General features: G+C 66.6%; 11 protein-coding genes and 2 pseudogenes. 7 read left to right on the top strand and 6 right to left on the bottom strand.

What is annotated here, in order from left to right; genetic code table 11:
• Positions 1–311: 311 nt before the first annotated feature.
• On the bottom strand, positions 312–836 hold the full coding sequence (locus WS66_RS07375) for a metal-dependent hydrolase (RefSeq protein WP_059599250.1): 525 nt from the start codon (positions 834–836) through the stop codon (positions 312–314).
• A gap of 397 nt (positions 837–1233) precedes the next feature.
• Between WS66_RS07375 and ggt the strand changes: the two genes are divergently transcribed.
• Positions 1234–2955, top strand: a complete 1722-nt coding sequence (gene ggt, locus WS66_RS07370; RefSeq protein WP_059599251.1) for a gamma-glutamyltransferase — start codon at positions 1234–1236, stop codon at positions 2953–2955.
• 74 nt (positions 2956–3029) lie between these two features.
• Here the strand turns inward: ggt and WS66_RS07365 are convergent.
• Positions 3030–3389, bottom strand: a pseudogene (locus WS66_RS07365) (TolC family protein); the annotation flags it as partial.
• A gap of 216 nt (positions 3390–3605) precedes the next feature.
• Here WS66_RS07365 and ppk2 point away from each other — a divergent pair.
• Complete coding sequence (ppk2, locus tag WS66_RS07360; RefSeq protein WP_059599253.1) at positions 3606–4556, top strand: polyphosphate kinase 2; 951 nt, start codon at positions 3606–3608, stop codon at positions 4554–4556.
• Between the two features lie 94 nt (positions 4557–4650).
• Here ppk2 and WS66_RS07355 read toward each other — a convergent pair whose 3' ends face one another.
• On the bottom strand, positions 4651–5256 hold the full coding sequence (locus WS66_RS07355; RefSeq protein ID WP_239007376.1) for an IMPACT family protein: 606 nt from the start codon (positions 5254–5256) through the stop codon (positions 4651–4653).
• A gap of 183 nt (positions 5257–5439) precedes the next feature.
• Between WS66_RS07355 and WS66_RS07350 the strand changes: the two are divergent.
• A pseudogene (locus tag WS66_RS07350) lies at positions 5440–5718 on the top strand (DUF4865 family protein); the annotation flags it as partial.
• Between the two features lie 273 nt (positions 5719–5991).
• Here the strand turns inward: WS66_RS07350 and WS66_RS07345 are convergent.
• Positions 5992–8193 (bottom strand): glycoside hydrolase family 3 C-terminal domain-containing protein, encoded by a 2202-nt coding sequence (locus WS66_RS07345; protein WP_059599325.1) that lies wholly within the window; start codon positions 8191–8193, stop codon positions 5992–5994.
• A gap of 498 nt (positions 8194–8691) precedes the next feature.
• Positions 8692–9951 carry an oligosaccharide flippase family protein gene (locus tag WS66_RS07340; protein WP_059599254.1) on the bottom strand — a complete coding sequence of 420 codons (1260 nt, stop codon included), beginning with the start codon at positions 9949–9951 and terminating at the stop codon, positions 8692–8694.
• 579 nt (positions 9952–10530) lie between these two features.
• On the opposite strand from WS66_RS07340, the gene WS66_RS07335 reads away from it, so the two are divergent.
• Entirely contained in the window at positions 10531–12387 is a 1857-nt protein-coding gene (locus tag WS66_RS07335) for an alpha/beta hydrolase (protein ID WP_059599326.1), read from the top strand.
• A 161-nt stretch (positions 12388–12548) separates the two neighbouring features.
• On the opposite strand, the gene WS66_RS07330 is transcribed toward WS66_RS07335, so the two are convergent.
• Positions 12549–13037, bottom strand: coding sequence for a hypothetical protein (locus WS66_RS07330; RefSeq protein WP_236872878.1), 489 nt, complete (start codon positions 13035–13037; stop codon positions 12549–12551).
• A gap of 58 nt (positions 13038–13095) precedes the next feature.
• On the opposite strand from WS66_RS07330, the gene WS66_RS07325 reads away from it, so the two are divergent.
• From WS66_RS07325 to WS66_RS07315, 3 genes are read left to right on the top strand one after another with little or no spacing between them, the layout of a single operon-like run.
• Positions 13096–14322, top strand: a complete 1227-nt coding sequence (locus WS66_RS07325; protein WP_059599256.1) for a polysaccharide biosynthesis/export family protein — start codon at positions 13096–13098, stop codon at positions 14320–14322.
• Positions 14323–14380: 58 nt separating this feature from the next.
• Positions 14381–16654 carry a polysaccharide biosynthesis tyrosine autokinase gene (locus tag WS66_RS07320; RefSeq protein WP_059599257.1) on the top strand — a complete coding sequence of 758 codons (2274 nt, stop codon included), beginning with the start codon at positions 14381–14383 and terminating at the stop codon, positions 16652–16654.
• Entirely contained in the window at positions 16651–17991 is a 1341-nt protein-coding gene (locus WS66_RS07315) for an oligosaccharide repeat unit polymerase (RefSeq protein WP_059599258.1), read from the top strand. Before WS66_RS07320 ends, WS66_RS07315 begins: the two co-directional genes overlap by 4 nt.
• Positions 17992–18060 lie beyond the last annotated feature (69 nt).

The following is an 18060-nucleotide window of genomic DNA, read 5'->3' as shown; positions in this document are numbered from 1 at the left end:
TGGATGCCCATGGGGCACGTTACCGGTGGGAATGGTGGGCCGTGGAGGCGCCACGCGTCTATGAGACGGATCCGAAAATGGGTGCCGTATAAGGCTTGCCTCATTTCGATGCAAAAAGGCGGCGATGGCTAATGGGCTTCACGGAACTTGCGCGTGTATCGGCGAGTTGCCGACGGCACGCCAGCATGAGCACGCAGGCGTGGTGAAGCGGTGTGCTTAGCCGACGTGTGAGTTGACCCGATATTTAAGCGAACGGAAAGTTGCATGCGCGTGGGCATGCCGATAGCGCATCGAATTGCGCCAAATTGCAACTAAACGCGATGCAACCAGCCAAGCCAGTGCTCGAGCAGCGGTGCACGCGTCCACAGCGACTGCGCGAGCCACAGCGTGCCGCCCCATGCGGCGGCCACGACGATCAGGTCGCAATGCCCGCTGTTCCACAGGTTCAGTGAATGGCGCCGCCAGATCCACGGCACGCCGAGCGGATTCGGCCAGTCGGCGAGCAGATGCATCACGCCGCCGCACGCGAAGCCGAACAGCGGCGCGGCCCACAGCGGATGCGGATGATGGATGAGCCCGTGCCACCCGAGCGCGAGCAGCGCGATCCAGCCGATGCCCCAATGCGTGACGGTGCGGTGCGTGATCCACAAGCGGCGCTTGCGGGTCCACCAGGCGACTTCGAGCCAGTCGGGCGCGGTGCCGCCCGCGACGCCCGCCGCGAACGCGGCGAACATGCCCAAATGCCACGGGCCCGTGGCGCCGGTTTGTGCGACGAGGACGGCGGCGGCAACGCCGGCCGCGAAGCCGGACGCATGATGCGCATTGTGTGATGCCATAGGAAGCGAGACGAAGAAACGTGAAGCTGCGCGTGCAAGAAAAAATGATGCGGCGCGAAAGCGGGGCGCTATCTTCGCAGATCGTCCGTTGCAGTGGGAGCGATGCTTGCAGATTTTTTTGCACGGACTGCGCGGCGTGCCGCGCAGTTCGCAACTTTCGGTTTTGTGCGCTGCGTGATGCTGCGTATCGCGTGCAATTTCGACCGATCCACCGGCCTGTTTTGACACCTCGACGTGACCACGCGCGCACAACGCATGCGCTTTCGTTGCACGTCATGTGTTCGACCCTTTTTGTCCCCCTATACTACGAAACCGGAGATGGCCGTCGGCACGCCGGCGGTCGTGAGCGGAACAGGTGCCTTTCCTGCCTGAAGGAGATCCACATGGGAGACATGCAATGACTATGCTGAATCGCTTCAAATCATCCGCTGTCGTGCTTGCGACGGTGGCCGGCATCGGTTTCCTGCCGAACGCGCCGGCCTATGCGAAGGGCCCGCAGCCGGCGGTCCTGACGAGCGCGGCGGTCGCCGTGGCCGACAAGTACAGCGCGGACGCCGCGGAGCGGATCTTCAAGGAAGGCGGCAACGCGATCGACGCGGCCGTCGCGATCGCGTTCACGCTCGCCGTCACGTATCCGGAAGCCGGCAACATCGGCGGCGGCGGCTTCATGACGATCTACAAGGACGGCAAGCCATACTTCATCGACTACCGCGAGCGTGCCCCGCTCGCCGCGACGAAGGACATGTATCTCGACAAGGACGGTAACGTCGTCAAGGGCATGAGCCTGTATGGCCCGCGCGCGGTCGGCGTGCCGGGCACGGTTGCGGGCATGTGGGAAGCGCAGAAGCGCTTCGGCAAGCTGAAGTGGAAGCAGGTGCTCGCGCCGGCGATCCACTATGCGCGCGACGGCTTCGTCGTCGACGAACAGCTCGCGCAGCGCGGTGTCGACGCATCGAAGGAGTTCGGCGGCAAGACCAACTTCGACAAATATTTCTCCGGGCTGAAGGCCGGCGTGAACTTCAAGCAGCCGGATCTCGCCGACGTGCTCACGCGCATCGCGAACGACGGCGCGGAAGGTTTCTACAAGGGGAAGACGGCCGAGCTGATCGCCGCATCGATGAAGACTGGCGACGGCAACGGGCTGATCACCACCGAGGATCTCGCGCAATACCGTGCGGTGTGGCGCCAGCCGGTGCAGGCGAAGTGGAACGGCTATGACGTGATTACCGCGCCGCCGCCGAGCTCGGGCGGCATCGGCCTCGTGCAGCTGCTGAAGATGAAGGCGGACCTCAAGCAGGACTTCGAGGGCGTGAAGCTCAACTCGCCGCAGTACATCCACCTCGTCGCGGAAATCGAGAAGCGCGTGTTCGCCGATCGCGCGCAGTATCTCGGTGATCCCGACTTCTACAAGGTGCCGATCGCGCAGCTGACCGACGACGCATACATTGCGAAGCGGGCGGCCGAAGTCAACACGAAGGAGCCGTCGGATACGAAGAGCGTGCAGCCGGGCCTCGGCACGACGATGCCGGAGAAGGCTGAAACGACGCACTTCTCGGTCGTCGACAAATGGGGCAACGCGGTGTCGAACACGTACACGATCAACGGCTATTTCGGCTCGGGCGTGATCGCCGACGGCACCGGCATCGTGCTGAACGACGAGATGGACGACTTCTCCGCGAAGCCGGGCGTCGCGAACATGTTCGGCGTGGTCGGCAGCGATGCGAATGCAATCGAGCCGAAGAAGCGCCCGCTGTCTTCGATGTCGCCGACGATCATGACGAAGAATGGCAAGGTGTCGCTCGTGATCGGCACGCCGGGCGGCTCGCGGATCTTCACGTCGATCTTCCAGGTGATCAACAACATCTACGACTTCAAGATGCCGTTGAAGGAAGCCGTCGGCGCGATGCGTTTTCACCATCAGCTGCTGCCGCCGAACACGATCTTCTGGGAGCCGTACCACCCGATCGAAGGCGAACTCGCGAAGCAGATCGAGGCTCGCGGCTACACGCTGAAGGGGCAGGACTTCAGCGGCGACATCCAGGTGATCAAGATCGACGGCAAGACGCCGGAGGCGATGGCCGATCCGCGCGGACGCGGGGTCACGCGGATCATTCACTGACGAAGGCGGCCGGATGCGCGACCGCCGCGGCGGTCGTGCCGCTGCGTGTCGCCTGACGCTCGGCCCCGGTCGTTCGCCGCGTTGCTTTCGAGGAAGCTGTCCACCGCGATCAGCGACGGCTCGTCCAGCGTGCCGCGCACGCTTTTCAGCGTCAACTGCAGCTTGAGCACATCGAGATAGCGGTCGAACAGCTTCTGCCGGATGCCCGAGATGTCGCGCCGCAGGTTCAGCGTTTCATACGTCGTGCCGTAGCCGACCCGGTGCGCTTTCATCGACGCTTCGTATGCGAGCCGCGCCGCCTGCAGCGACTGCCGCAGCGCACGCATGCGCATGCCGACCGATTCGAGCGCGGACAGCGCCTCGCGGTGATCGGTGCTGAATTGCTCCTCGACTTCGCGCAGCCGGTTGCGATACGGCTCGGTCACGTGTCCGGCTTATCCCGTTGCATAAGAAGACCACGCTTGACATTCGGCCAGCCGGACCGGACGCTGGCGTCCAACACCTTCAACATTTCCCCGAGCCCGGTGCTGGCGAGCGTGCCGCTCGGATTCCGCTTCTGAGGGGCGGATCGGCCCCTTTTTCATCAATTTGACGCGAGACACTGGGATAATGGTGGAGTTTGGCTGCGTCAATTGAAGGAAGGAGGCCGCATGGACGATAACGATTCCCGCACCGAGACCGACAACTTCACCGATACGGCATCGCTCGATTCGCGCCGGCGCCGTTTCGAGGAAGACCTCGTCGACGCGTACGACGAAGAACTCGAAATGGAGCTCGACGACCGCCGCTTCGACAACGACGAGGATCTGCTGTTCTCGGCGGAGCGCCGGGAAGCGCGCAAGCAGTATTTCCGCGAGCTGTTCCGGCTGCAGGGCGAACTCGTGAAGCTGCAGGACTGGGTCGTGAGCACGGGGCACCGGCTCGTCGTGATTTTCGAGGGGCGCGACGCGGCAGGCAAGGGCGGCGCGATCAAGCGCATCACGCAGCGCCTGAACCCGCGCGTGTGCCGCGTGGCGGCGCTCCCGGCACCGAGCAACCGCGAACGCACGCAATGGTATTTCCAGCGCTATGTCGCGCATCTGCCGGCCGGCGGCGAAATCGTGCTGTTCGATCGCAGCTGGTACAACCGCGCGGGTGTCGAGCGCGTGATGAATTTCTGCACCGACGATGAATACGAGGAGTTTTTCCGCTCGGTGCCCGAGTTCGAGAAAATGCTCGTGCGCAGCGGGATCCAGATCGTCAAGTACTGGTTCTCGATCACCGACCACGAGCAGGAGCTGCGCTTCCAGAGCCGGATCGAGGATCCGCTGAAGCAGTGGAAGCTGAGCCCGATGGACCTCGAGAGCCGCCGTCGCTGGGAAGCGTACACGGCCGCGAAGGAAGAGATGATGCTGCGCACGCATATTCCCGAGGCGCCGTGGTGGGTCGTACAGGCGGTCGACAAGAAGCGCGCGCGGTTGAACTGCATCCACCACCTGCTGACCCAGGTGCCGTATCACGAGGTGCCGCGGCCGACGATCGATCTGCCGCAGCGCGAGCACCATGAGGACTACATTCGCCGTCCGACGCCGGACAGCATGATCGTCCCTGACGTCTATTGAGCGGTTCGGGCCGGCTGGGTCGACCACTGAGGCGCGCCGTGCAATGCGGCGCGCATCATCCCCGGATCGGGAATGCGGCTTGGTTGCCGTAATTTCACAGGTCGGGGAAGCCCGAGCGCCCCTGCGTCAAATCGAACAGTTCGGTCTTGGCAGCCGCCTCGGCCGTTTCCGGCAGCTTGATCACGAGCCTCACCGTCATCCCGTACGCGCTGTCCACCAGCTCGTAACCCGCCTGCTCGATCCAGCGGCGCACGCGTGCCTCGTCCGGGTAGCCGATTTCGATCGCGAACCGCGCGTGGCGAATGCGTTCGACGCGCTCGGCATCGAGCAGCGCCGAGGCGATCGCATCCGTATAGGCGCGCACCAGGCCGCCCGCGCCGAGCTTCACGCCGCCGTAGTAGCGGACGACCGCGCCGAGCACGCCGTCGAGATCGTGATGACGCAGCACTTCGAGGATCGGCCTGCCGGCGGTGCCCGACGGCTCGCCGTCGTCGGACATGCCGGACTGGCCGCCGGCAAGCAGCGCCCAGCACACGTGGGTGGCCGTCGGGTGCTCGTCGCGCAGGCGCTGCAACGCCTGCATTGCGGCTTCGCGGTCCTCGACGGGGATCGCGAATGCGATGAAGCGGCTCTTGCGGATTTCGAGTTCGGTTGTGCGGGAAGCGGATAAGGTGTAAGTCACGTTGATCGTCGTCGGCATGCACGGGGCATGCAATGGCTTGCCCGCATTGCGGGCGCTTTCTGTCGCGGCCGAGGTGAACGCGGTGCATGGTTCGGCATGCGCGTGGCTGGCCGATGAACGGGACGGCCACGCGGCGGCGTCAGACGAAGGATACCGCGAGTGGGCGCGACGGCGGTGAAACCTCTCGCGACGCGCACCGAAATGGGAGCGGGATTCGGCACGGACGATGGCTTCCAGGTCGTGACGGACAGCTTCGAGCGGCCGTCGATCGAGGTCCAGGTTGCGCTCGACGCGCGCAAGGGGCGTGCATCGACGGCGGGCTTCGTTCGACTCGAGACCGTCGACATCGCTGCGGATGCCGATCTCGAAGCGACATTTGCACGGGAGATTGCGTGCAATCGCGAAGCGGCGGCTCAGCCGGGCGTCTTGGCGGCCGCCGTCAGCATCGAGTCGGCGCACCGGAAGGTGACGCGGGCGCTCGTGTCGGAGCACGAGCCGGGGGACGGCGGCGCAGGCACCGTGTATCAGGTGCTGCATCTCGCGCGGCCGTTGCTGGAGACGCTCGAAGGGAGCGAGTGCCGATGCGGTTGCCGCGCATCAGGCGGACGTGGTGCCGTGGATCGTCGCGCTCGCGACGCTGCTGGCGCTGGTGCTTCGATAGCCGAAGCAGCAGTCGGGCGCGCGAGTGTCCGGCGTACGGAAAGCGGAAGCGCCGCAACTGACGAGCGCGGCGCTTCCGATCACTTCCGCGGCTCAGCTCCCCTGCAGCCGGATATCGCGCGACGATGCGCCCACATACACCGTCCCGCCCGGCACGACCTTCCATCCGTTGCGCGACGTGTCCCACACGCTCTGCATCCGCGGCGACACGGTCACGCGTACATGCCGCGCCTCACCCGGATTCAGCCGGATCTTTTCCCAGCCGACCAGCCGCTTCGGCGGTTCGTCCTTGTACGGCACGCCGAGATAGACCTGCGGCGTTTCCGCGCCGGCGACGCGGCCGTCATTGCGCACGGTAAACGCGACGCTCAACGAACCGTCGCGTTGCCGCGACACCGACAGGCCCGAATACGCGAAGTGCGTGTACGACAGCCCGTAGCCGAATTCGAACATCGGCTTGATGTTGCGCGCGTCGTACCAGCGGTAGCCCATGTTCAGCTTCTCCGCATAGACGGGATCGTTCTCGAACGCGCCGTTTTGCCCCCACGTCGGCGAATCCTGGTCGCGCGCCGGGAACGTGACAGGCAGCTTGCCGGACGGATTGACCGCGCCGAACAGCACGTTCGCGATGGCCTTGCCGCCGCCCTCGCCGGGATACCACGCCTCGACGATCGCCGACACGTTGTCCTTCCACGGCATCAGCACCGGATTGCCGCTCTGGACGACGACGATCGTGTGCGGATTCGCACGCGCGACGGCTTCGACGAGCGCATCCTGGTTCGACGGGTTCGCGAGGCTCAGGCTTTGCAGATCGCCGAAGTCCTCGCCGGCCGGCTGCGCGACCACGACGATCGCGACATCCGAGCGGCCCGCGAGCGCCGCGGCCTGGTCGATTTCCTGCTGCGTGTACGCGCGGAACGGCGACTGCTGGTCGCTGTTGCCCGCGAACGTGACCCGTGCCGCCGGCGCGAGCGCGCGGATCGCCGCGACGATCGGCACGTCGACCTTGAGCCACGGATTGCGCCACCAGCTGCAACCCGTCGACGACCCGAACGTCAGCCCGCCGCAGCCCGCGAACGAACCCGTCACCGGATCGCGCGTGTTGCCCGAGCCGCCGCCCGACAGCACGGCCGCGTCGGCATGGCCGCCGATCACGGCGATGCGCGACAACCCCGCGGCGGCCAGCGGCAACTGGTTGCCGTCATTCTTCAGCAGTACGATCGACTGCTCGGCGACCCCCTGAGCGAACCGGTTCGCGGCCGCGAAATCGATCGCGCCGCCGCCCTTGGCCGGATCGTCCATCACGCCGACGCGAATCATCACGGCCAGCTTGCGGCGCACCATGTCGTCGAGGCGGGCGGTCGACACGGAGCCGTTCGAGATTGCCTGCTTGACGGCGGCTGGCGTCAGGTAGACCGACGGGCCGACGTCTTCTTCCTCGTCGAGCCCGGCGTTGATCGCGGCCGCCGTGCTGTGCGTCGCGCCCCAGTCGGATTGCACCTGGCCCTGGAAGCCCCATTCGTTCTTCAGCACGTCGTTCAGCAGGTGATTGTTTTCGCAGGCGTACGTGCCGTTCAGGCGGTTGTAGCTGCACATCACGCTGCCGGGCTGCCCGCGTTTCGCGGCGATCTCGAACGGCAGCAGGTAGAGTTCGCGCAGCGTGCGCTCGTCGATCTGCGTGTTCCCGCCCATCCGGCCGTGCTCCTGTTCGTTGCCGGCATAGTGCTTGATGGTCGCGATGACCTTCTGCCGCTGCGTCGCGAGCGTGCGCTCCGCGAGCAGGTCGCCGGCGAGCAGCGGATCCTCGCCGAGATACTCGAACAGCCGGCCACCGCGCGGCTCGCGCGCGAGGTTGGTGCCGCCGCCGAGACCCATGCCGAACCCTTGCGCGCGCAACTGAATCGCGACCTGCTTGCCGTAGTCGTACGACAAGCGGCGATCCCAGCTCGCGGCGACGGCGATCGTCGCGGGGAAGGTCGTGCTCGCGAGCGACGTGCTGCCGGAGCCGGTCGCCGAGTCGACCATGTTGAGATCGGGAATGCCGAGTCGGGGCACACCCTGGATGTAGCCGGCGCCGCCGCTCGGCACCTTCGACATTTCGTATTGCGAATGGATGAACTGTAGTTTCTCGTCGAGCGTCATCTTGCGCACGAGGAGGTCGGCGCGCCGCTGCACGGCGGAAGACGCGAACGCGTCGGCCGCGTCGCCTTGTGAACTGAAATCGGCGTTGCCTGCATAGGCGCTGGTGCAGAGGGTCGCCGCCAGCACGGTGGCCGGCCAGAGTGTGTCCCGCATGTTGCTCTCCATGATCGTATTGCTCGTTGTTCGGATGATGTCTGGAGCTGCGCACGCCCGGTGGATTCGCACCGGACGCCTTCGGCTGGCGATGCAGGGTGGTTGCGCGTCGGCATGCCAGGCCAGGCGGGGAATCGTTACGGCCGGTTGGGCCCGATCGAACAACGCGGACGGCGACGCGGACCGTCCGACACTGCCGAATCGGATGTAGCGATTCTCTGCAGCGACCAATCGTACGAATGTAGTTTGACTACAGCATCGGTGTTTCTACCGATACGTATGATCTTTTTTCGATGCGATTGCTTGGCGTGGGGAAAAGACGGTCATCGTTCCCGATCCGGCGTGTGCGGCGGAGTAAGAAGTACCTGCGCGCGAGGGGCTGGCGGGGAGGGAGGTGCGGAGGTGCGTGCCCGCGCGATGCAGTTCGTTGCGCGCGCATCGAACGGAATGTCGTCGGATTCCGGCCGCCCGGGGGGGCGGGGCGGCACGAACGGTCCGCTAGCCGCGCCGCGCGACGGGACTGCCGGGCATCGGTATGCCGGCGCGATAGACGACGGTTGCAAGCGCCGCGGCGACGGCAGCCTCGGCCGTCAGCACGGCGGCGGCGGCGCCCACTTCGGCGAAGTACTTCGCGAGCACAGGCACGAGTACGATGTTCAGAATGCCCGATGACATGAGCACTCGCGTGAATTCGGACTTCATCCCGAGCGGCAGCATCGTCTGCACACCGAAGAGGTCGGTCATCCCGGCCATGAATGGAATGAAGGCCATCCACCGCAGAACCAGGACCGTCGGTTCGTACGAAGGCCCGTACAGGATGCGCACGGCGAGCGGCGCGCCGAAGAAGATCGCGAGCGAGATACCGAGCACCATCGCGACCTGCACGACGAACAGCTTGCGCAGGAAGGAAAACGCGTCGTTTCGCGCATGCCGCATCAGATAGCTGATGCGCGGATAGGTGGCAGCCTTCAGCGGCTGGAGCATGCTGAGCGCAGCGCGGATCAGCTTGTCGCCGGCGGCGAAATAGCCGGCCGCGACGTTGCCCGACACGAAGCCGAGCAGCACGGTGTTGGTCGACGCATAGAACGCGATCGACGTCGATGCGAGGAACACCTGCCAGCCGCCTTTCAGCGATTCGGCGATGTCGGCGAAACCGACGCGAACGAAGTCGATTTCGCGCTGGGCATACAGATAGACGGCCAGCACGAGCGCGGACAGCGTCGGGACGGCGGCGTTGACGATCATCGCGCGGTCGATGTCGGCCGGGCTGTGCACGAGCGCGAACATCGCGGGCAGGCTCAGGATGCGGCCGATGAACAGGATCACGCTCAGCGCGCGCAACTTCTCCATGCCCTGGAAATACCAGCCCGGCGTGAACGCCACGCCGGCCACCATCCCGAAGCCGATCAGCAGCAGGTCGCGGTCCTCGCCGAAGCGGCCGACGAGGACGATCAGCCCGACCAGCGCGATGAAACAGATCACCGCGATGCCGATCTGCGCATACAGCGTCGCCCAGAAGATGCGGGAGCGTTCTGCACGGTCGTCGCGCGCGAGCGCGATGCGCGGCGTGGCGGTCAGGTCGAAGCTGTAGCTCGTGCAGTTGGTGAGGTACGCGATGACCGCCAGCGAAAACGCGAGCTGCCCGTAGCCTTCCGGGCCGAGCGCATGCGTGAGCAACGGTGCGATCAGCAGCGGCACCGCATACATCGAAATCTGCAGCGTCAGCAGCAGCAGGAAATTCTTCTTGAGGTTTGACATTCGCTTGGTCGGCGCCGTGGGTGTCGCTTGGCGGCGGCGTGCGGGCCGCCGTGCGCTCGCGCGGCCGGTCGGCGCTGACCCGGCTGCGTGGGTTCGCGGCCCGTTTCGGCAGGCGCCGGCTTCGTCCGGCGATGCCGGACACGGCCACATCGTATGGCGGTCATGATACGGGCCGAGCGGGACGACTGTGTTCGCGAGCCTACCTTTCGAGGATTCGGTACGCATGGGCGGCGCGAATCGCGACAGCGCGGGCCTCGTTGTATCGCTGCAGTGATGAATGCATTTGTAAGCTGGCGCACCGAAGAACGCTCGGGCCGAATGCTCTAATCGAACGACTGTTTTGGTTCGTGGCGGAAAGGCTTGACGACGACTCGGGCCGGCAACCTGCCGTCCCCGGCAGCGGGACCAGGACAACGCATCGCGAAGGTCGAACAAGTCGCGCAGGGGCGCGGCGAAGGTCCGTTGCCAGAAGGCCGTGCCTGGTAGCGCAGTCACATGATCGTGGAGTGGCCGATTCCGGTGGAGCCGCCGGAACGCGCGTCCGCGTCCGATAAAAAATACCGATCCGAGGAGTACCAATTGAAGCCGATAACGTTCGGCAGCTGCGTGGGGTGGCTGCACGAAGGACAGACGAAACAAGGCGTGATCCTGTGCGAATCGCTGGGTCACGAGGCTTCGTGGACGCACAAGCTCATGCGGGCGATCGCTGAGCGGCTGGCCCACGAGGGCCTCACGGTATTGCGATTCAGCTATCCGTGCACCGGCGACTCGGCGGGCGACGATCGCGACGCCGGTCGGCATGCCGCGAGCATCGCCAGCATTCACGATGCGATCGACCTGCTGCGCGATCAGGCTGGCGTCACCGCGCTGACGCTGGTCGGGATCCGCGCAGGCGCGCTGTTCGCGATGCTGGCCGCCGCGGGTGTCGGCCCGCGCCCGGCGCCGCACGTCGACGCGGTGGTAGCGCTGGCACCGGTGGTGCGCGGCCGCGCCTACCTGCGCGAGCTGTCGTTCGTGCATCGCCAGTGGCTCGATACCACGTCGCCCGCAATTCGCGTCGCGCATCGCGACGAACCGTGCATGAACGTGCTCGGGCATCGCTTTCCCGCCGATTTCGTCGAGGCGCTGAAGGCGGTCGATCTGTGCGACGTCGTGCGCGACGCGCCGACGTTGCCCGGCGCGATGTTGCTGATCCAGCCGGATCAGGGCGACGGGCCGGCATTGCGTGAAGCGTTGCTCGAGCGCGGCGTGGACGTGGCGAGCGATCCGTTCCGCGAATGGCCGACGACGATGCAGGACGGCACGCGCTCGCGCTTGCCGCTCGCGGCGATCGACACGCTCGCGAACTGGATCGCCGAACGCGCGCCGGGGAGGCCGACTGGCGTCGAGACCCCGTCACGAGCGGATCCGACGTGGAATGGAGAATCGGCCGTCGCGCTCGACTTGCACGACATGACCGAGCAGGTCGTCGCGGTCGGTCCGGACCGGCTGGTCGGCGTGCTGTGCCGTCCCGCCGACACGCGGTCGGCGAATCCGGTGGGGCCGGCTGTCGTGATCGCGAACACGTCGACGAATCCGCGCAGCGGCGAAGGGCGCTTCAGCGTGCGCCTCGCGCGCACGCTGGCACGCGCCGGCGTGACGACGCTGCGGATCGACGTGCATGGCGTCGGCGATAGCGGGCCCGCTGCGCTGGACGATCAGTCGGGCGTCGTGTATTCGGCGCAGTCGAGCGACGACGTTGCCGCTGCCGCGGACTGGCTGCGCGCCCTCGGTCACCCGGAGGTCGCCGCGGCCGGCATTTGTTCCGGCGCCTATGCCGCATTGCATGCGGCCGTGAAGACGCCGTCGCTTGGCGGCGTGATCGCGATCAATCTTGCCCGCTTCGTCTGGCCGGCCGGGCTCTCGCTCGAGTCGGTGCAGAAGCAGCGGAACAACTCGGTGCGCGGCTACTGGCTGTCGGTGCGCGACTGGCAGAAGTGGAAGCGTCTTCTGCGGGAACGGCGCGACCTTCGGCCGATCGTGCGGGCAGTGGCCGCGAATGCGATCGCGCGGGTCAGCGTGCCGGCGAAGGAACTCGCCGCGCGCGTCGGCTGGAAGCCGGGCATCGGCACGCCACGCGGCGTGATGCACGCGCTTGCGCAGCGCAATGTATGGACGACGCTGGTGTACGGCGCGCTCGATCCCGGCATCGACGATGTCCGGCGGCACTTCGGCGCAATCGAGTGCGCGTTCCGGCGCTCGCGTCACGTGCGTCTGCACCTCGAGCCGCAGGTCGACCATGCGGTGTACGGCGCGGTGGGCACGGACATCGTGATCGACCTGTGCATGCAGGCGCTGGGCCGCGACTCGGCCCGGCCGGTCGCGCGCGTCGCCGATCCGGCTGCACCCGACGCGGCCGCGCGATCGTACGCGAGCGTGTCGGTCGGGCGGTCGTGATGCGTGCTGCGTCGCACGCGTAGGGCGCTTCGGGGTGCGATCCCCGTTACCTATGAAGATCGGCGTTCGGTGGGGTCCCTCACAGACGCGCCGTTCGCCGTGGTGTCCAATCCCGTATCGGTCATCGCCGGTCACGCCGCGGCATGACCGGCCGGGATGCGTCAGTCCGGATCGCCCGGTTGCTCATAGGGCGACTTCGCATAGGGCGACTCGTACAACCTGTCGCTGCGCCATACGTCGGCGGCGGGTGCGCTGACCACTTGCGGGCGATGCGGCCGCCCCGGCACGAGCGGCCGACGCAGCATGCCACGGGCGCGCGTATCGGGCTGGACGGTGGCGCTGGCGGCGGGACGCCCGAAGGCTGGCGTCGCGGCCCCGGAGGCGGTTGCAGCGGGATCGGCGGCGTCGCTTGTCGCGGCGGCTTGCGCGGAACGTTGCAGCGGTGCCGGCGGAAGCACCGCCGACGATGCGAACACCGGCGCGTCGGCCGCGACGGCGGGCAACGTCTGCGCATTGACGGCGCAGGCAATGCCGGCCGAGACGATGCAGACGAGTGACGAAAGCGACGAAGAGCAGTTCATGACGAATCGTACGGAATGACGTGCGGTGTAGAGGGAGGCGCGGCACTGCGATGCGAGCCGCGCCGGCAAGCGTAATGCCGGAACTCGCCGCGTTCGGCGGGTTACCACACAGTTTTGGAAGGGCACGATGTCAATCACTACGCAACCCGAATCGACGCCAGGGACGCCGCGGCCACGCGTGGCAGGCACCCGTCGCGCACCGTGGCTGTCGCGCATGGCGATCGTGGCGGCCGCGTGCGCGTTGAGCGCATGTGTGCTGTCGCCGGGCATGACGTATCGGGCGCCTGCCGACCGTGACGCGAATGCGCGCGTGAGCGCCGATGCGTCGGGCGCGGGTGGCCTCGACGGCGTACAGAACGTGTCGAGCGAGGAGCTGATCGAAATCACGCCGGCATTCGTCGCGCAACAGCATGCGGGGCAGCATGCCAATGTCGACGCGGAAATCCGCCAGCTGTTCGCCAAGCCGAAGCCGTACGCGATCGGCCCCGGCGACGTGCTCGGCATCGTCGTGTGGGACCACCCCGAATTGAACCTGCCGACGACGCAGACGACGGGCGGCGGCGACGGTGTCGGTGCCAGTTCGGTTGCGACCGGCTACACGGTCGACGCCAACGGCAACGTGCAGTTCGCGTATGCGGGACTCGTGCACGTGGCAGGGTTGACCGAGGCGCAGGCGCGCGCGCTGCTGACGAAGCGGCTCGGCGAATACGTGCGCAAGCCGCAGATCGCGCTGCGCGTGCAGACCTATCGCAGCAAGCGTGTCTATCTCGATGGCGAGGTGCGCACGCCGGGCCTGCAGATCGTCAACGACATGCCGATGACGCTGCCCGAGGCGATCGACCGCGCGGGCGGCTTCACCCCGACGGCCGACCGTTCGCAGGTCTCGGTCACGCGCGGCGACAGGACCGTGAACGTGAGCCTGCCGGCGCTGATCGCCGCGGGCGTCAACCCGTCGAACATCCTGCTGCGCGATGGCGATCTCGTGCGCGTGCGCGCGGCGAGCGACGCGAAGGTGTTCGTGCTCGGCGAGGTGTCGCGGCCCGCGACGCTGACGCTGACCGACGGCCGGATGAGCCTCGGCGAAGCACTCGGCGACACGGGCGGCGCGAGCCAGTACACGTCGGACGCGCGCCAGGTGTTCGTCGTACGTCGCGGCCCGGACAACCGTCCGCGGGTGTACCACCTCGACGGCAGTTCGCCCGCGTCGTTCGCGCTGGCCGACCAGTTCCCGCTCGAGCGTCGCGACGTCGTGTTCGTCGATGCGTCGCCGTTGGTGCGCTGGAGCCGCGTCGTCAACCTGCTGATTCCGTCGTCCGCGCAGGGAGCGCTGACGGCCAAGGCGATTTCGCCGTGACACTCGTGACCCATTTCGTCATCGCGACCGCGCGTCGCGCCTACGGGACTGATGCCGTATGACTTCTTCGACCCTGCCCGACCCGCACAGCGGGCCCGCCCTGCGGCCGTCCTATCCGGTGCGCCGCTACTGGGGCATGCTCTACGGCGGCCGGCGCCTGATCCTCTGTACCGCGCTCGCGGGCGCGTTCATCGGCGCCGTGTATGCGCTGTGTGCGGCCCCCGTCTACCGGACCGACATCCTGTTCCAGGTCGAGCAAAGCCCGACCGACTCGAAATCGACGTCGCCGACCGGCGATCCGTCGTCGGTGTTCGACCTGAAGACGGACGCGTCGACCGAGATCGAAGTGCTGAAATCCCGCGCGGTGCTCGATCGCGCGATCGACAGCACCAATCTGGCCGTCGACACACGGCCGCATTATCTGCCGCTGATCGGCTGGCGGTTCGTGAACGCGGCCGACGGGGTGTCGTCGCCGTTGCCGGGCGGCTACGTGTACGGCGCCGAGCGCATCGACGTGCCGACCTTCGACGTGCCCAAGCGCCTGCTCGGCAAGCGGTTCGCACTGACCGTCGGTGACGACGGCGCCTACACGCTGCAACGGACCGGCTGGTTCGGCCGAACCGGCCCGGCATGGCAGGGGCGCATCGGGCAGCCGCTGCATGTCGAGACGGCGCTGGGGCCACTCGACATCTTCGTTCGCGGCGTGGCCGGCAAGCCCGGCGCACGCTTCGACCTGACGCGCTACAGCGACGAGGAGGCGACGGCCTGGCTGCAGAAGAACGCGTTGATCTCGGAGCGCGGCAAGCAGTCGAACATGGTCGGCGTGACGCTCGACGGCACCGATCCCGTGCACGACAGCCGTGTGCTGAACGCGATCGGCGACGCGTACCTCGCGCAGAACACGCAGCGCAAGTCCGAGGCGGCCGACAAGCTGATCCGCTTCATGGACGCCCAGTTGCCGCAGCTCAAGGCGCAGCTCGAAAAGGCGGAAAGCCGCTTCAACGCATTCCGGGCCTCGCACGGGACGGTCAATACGAGCGATGAGGCGCTGGCGTTGCGCCAGCAGTCGGTCGACATCGAGACGCGCGTGCAGACGCTGCAGCAGCGGCGCGAGGAATTGCTGACGCGCTTCATGCCGAAGCATCCGGCCGTGGTGGCCGTCGATGCCCAGCTCTCCGACGCGCAGCGTTCGCTCGACACGACGCGCAAGCAGATTCAGCAATTGCCTGCCGTCGAACAGGGCGTGCTGCAGCTGCAGCGCGATGTGGCCGTCGACACCGCGCTGTACACGAACCTGCTCAATACGCGCCAGCAGATGATCCTCGCGCGGGCCAGCAAGACCGGCACCGTGCGGATCGTCGATACGGCGAAGGTCGCCGAGCAGCCGATCGGCCCGCATCGCGGGGTCGCCGTGATCGCCCTGCTGCTGGTGGGCCTGCTGGCAGGCGCGGCGATCGTGGTCGTCCGGCAGCGGATCGTCGGCACGATCGGCGATGCCGAGGAAATCGAATGGACGACGGGGCTGCCCGTGTTCGCGACCGTGCCGCACAGCCCGAACGCGGCGCAAGCGGAGTTGCGCCCGAAGGCCGGACGGCGCGGCGCGCGCGCGCCGGTTCCGCCGGTTGCCGTGCAGGACGCGGCGCTCGAAAGCCTGCGCAATTTCCGCGCGGCGCTGCAGCTGTCGATGCCGGACGCGTCGAATCCCGTCGTGCTGATCTCCGGGCCGACGACGGGTGTCGGCAAGTCGTTCGTCGCCGCGAATATCGCGTCGCTCGTCGGCGCGGCGAAGCGACGCGTCCTGCTGATCGATGCCGACCTGCGCAAGGGATCGCTGCACGAGCGGTTCCGCTACAGCCGCGCACCGGGCCTGTCCGACGTGGTGGCAGGCACCCACAGTCTCGACGAGGCGATCAAGCGCGGCGTCGTGCCGGGTCTCGATTTCATCGCGATGGGCAGCGTCGTGCCCGATCCGGGCGAACTGCTGCTGCAGCCCGCGCTCGCCGAACTGATCGAGCAGCTCGCATCGCGCTACGACATGGTCGTGATCGACGGACCGCCGTTGCTGCCGGTGGCCGATGCGCTGGTGCTCGGCCGCCTCGCGGGAACCGTGTTCCTCGTCGCGCGCAGCGGCGTGACTACGCTCGCCGAACTCGACGAAAGCGCGCGACGGCTCGAACACGCGCATATCGACGTGCGCGGTGTGGTCCTGAACGATTACAAGGGCGCGCCGGGACGGTACGACTACGGCTATACGGATACGAACACGCATCAGGCCGCGTCCGGGTATGCGGGGGTGATCGCGCCGCGGCAACGGGTGGAACGGGTGTCATGAACCGGCGAGCGGGCGGCGCAGGGGGCGGGCCGCGACAGCGCCCCGCGACGATGCGCAGGATGGCGCGCGTGCGCGATGCCGCGGGCGGCTATACGGGCTATTGGTGGGAAGATCCGGCGCGCCTCGTGCTGATGTTCATCCTGCCGTTGTACGGATTGCTGTCGCTCAGCTTGCTGGGAGATCAGAAGTCGATCGCGCGGATCTACTTCGATGGCTACTACACGTTTGTCGGCGCGCTGTTCCTGATGGTGGCGATGGCAGCGGCATGGCTCGCGACGACCGAAGCGCGCACGCGGCGAGGGCCGCCGCCTGCCGCGGTCGAACTGTCGCCTCGCGTGCTCGATGTCGTGTTCGCTCTTGCGCTGTTCGGCTATGCCTTGCTGCTGAGCGGCATCGTCACGCATCCTGCACTGCTGGTCGCGTTCGTCCGGGGTGAAGCGAATGCATACGACATGCTTGATCTGAAAGGGCGCATCACGGGCCTCAGCACGTTCACGCAGGCGACCGCACCGTATGTTGTCCTGTATTTCTATGTGTTCAGGAAACCGGTAAAGGGGCTGAATCGCTACAAGATCTACTTCGCCGTGCTCGCGGTGCTGACGCTGCTGCGCAGCTTCATCTTCGCCGAGCGGCTCGCGCTGATCGAAATGGTGATGCCGCTTGCGCTCATGGTCGTGCGATTTCGGCTCGGCGGCCGGTATTCGCGGTTGTTGACGTTCGGCCCGTATGCGGCGATCCCGCTGCTGTTCGGGCTGTTCATCGCGAACGAGTACAACCGGTCGTGGGAAGCCTATTACGTCAACATCTACGACAACCTGTTCGATTTCGCACTCGAACGTCTCGGTCTGTATTACTCGACGTCGTTGAATAACGGCGCGGGAATACTAAGTGTGCTGGGCTGGGGCCAGGGCCACCCGATGTTCACGTTCGACTGGTTGCTGCGCTTCCCCGTCATCGGCGCGACGTTGCAGCCGTGGCTCGACTCGGGAGACAGCATCAACCTGTTCCTGAACGGCTACGCCGATCCGGAGTTCAATAATCCGTCGGGGATTTTCGTTCACTTCTACGAGTGGGGCTGGTTCGGTTTGCTCGACGCACTCGTGCTCGGGTGGGTGGTCGGCCGCAGTTATGCGGGCTGGCGGAGCGGGAACGGGTTCTGGTGCTGCGCACACGCGGTACTGTTCGTGTCAGTCATGGAAATCATGCGGACCCCGAACCTGTTCAGCGGACGGAATTTCGTGCCGGTCGTACTGCTGATCTTCGTATTCCACTGGTTCGCCAAGGCTCGGGCACGCGAGAATCGCGCCGCGGACATCGATCCAGTGTTGTCGCGATAACAGCGAGGGTCGTGCGGTACGGGGCATGCGACCACTTTGTAGATTGCCGGGTCCCAAAGCCAATATTTC

Source organism: Burkholderia sp. LA-2-3-30-S1-D2 (assembly GCF_001523915.2).
Classification (GTDB): Bacteria; Pseudomonadota; Gammaproteobacteria; order Burkholderiales; family Burkholderiaceae; genus Burkholderia; species Burkholderia diffusa.
The sequence above is the reverse complement of the archived record's forward strand: the minus strand, read 5'-3'. Positions and strand labels throughout refer to the sequence as shown.

Bases quoted from the DNA above. Each gene is read 5' to 3' on its own strand.
- WS66_RS07375 (WP_059599250.1), bottom strand. From the start codon at position 836: ATGGCATCACACAATGCGCATCATGCGTCCGGCTTCGCGGCCGGCGTT.
- ggt (WP_059599251.1), top strand. From the start codon at position 1,234: ATGACTATGCTGAATCGCTTCAAATCATCCGCTGTCGTGCTTGCGACG.
- ppk2 (WP_059599253.1), top strand. From the start codon at position 3,606: ATGGACGATAACGATTCCCGCACCGAGACCGACAACTTCACCGATACG.
- WS66_RS07355 (WP_239007376.1), bottom strand. From the start codon at position 5,256: ATGCCGACGACGATCAACGTGACTTACACCTTATCCGCTTCCCGCACA.
- WS66_RS07345 (WP_059599325.1), bottom strand. From the start codon at position 8,193: ATGCGGGACACACTCTGGCCGGCCACCGTGCTGGCGGCGACCCTCTGC.
- WS66_RS07340 (WP_059599254.1), bottom strand. From the start codon at position 9,951: ATGTCAAACCTCAAGAAGAATTTCCTGCTGCTGCTGACGCTGCAGATT.
- WS66_RS07325 (WP_059599256.1), top strand. From the start codon at position 13,096: ATGTCAATCACTACGCAACCCGAATCGACGCCAGGGACGCCGCGGCCA.
- WS66_RS07320 (WP_059599257.1), top strand. From the start codon at position 14,381: ATGACTTCTTCGACCCTGCCCGACCCGCACAGCGGGCCCGCCCTGCGG.
- WS66_RS07315 (WP_059599258.1), top strand. From the start codon at position 16,651: ATGAACCGGCGAGCGGGCGGCGCAGGGGGCGGGCCGCGACAGCGCCCC.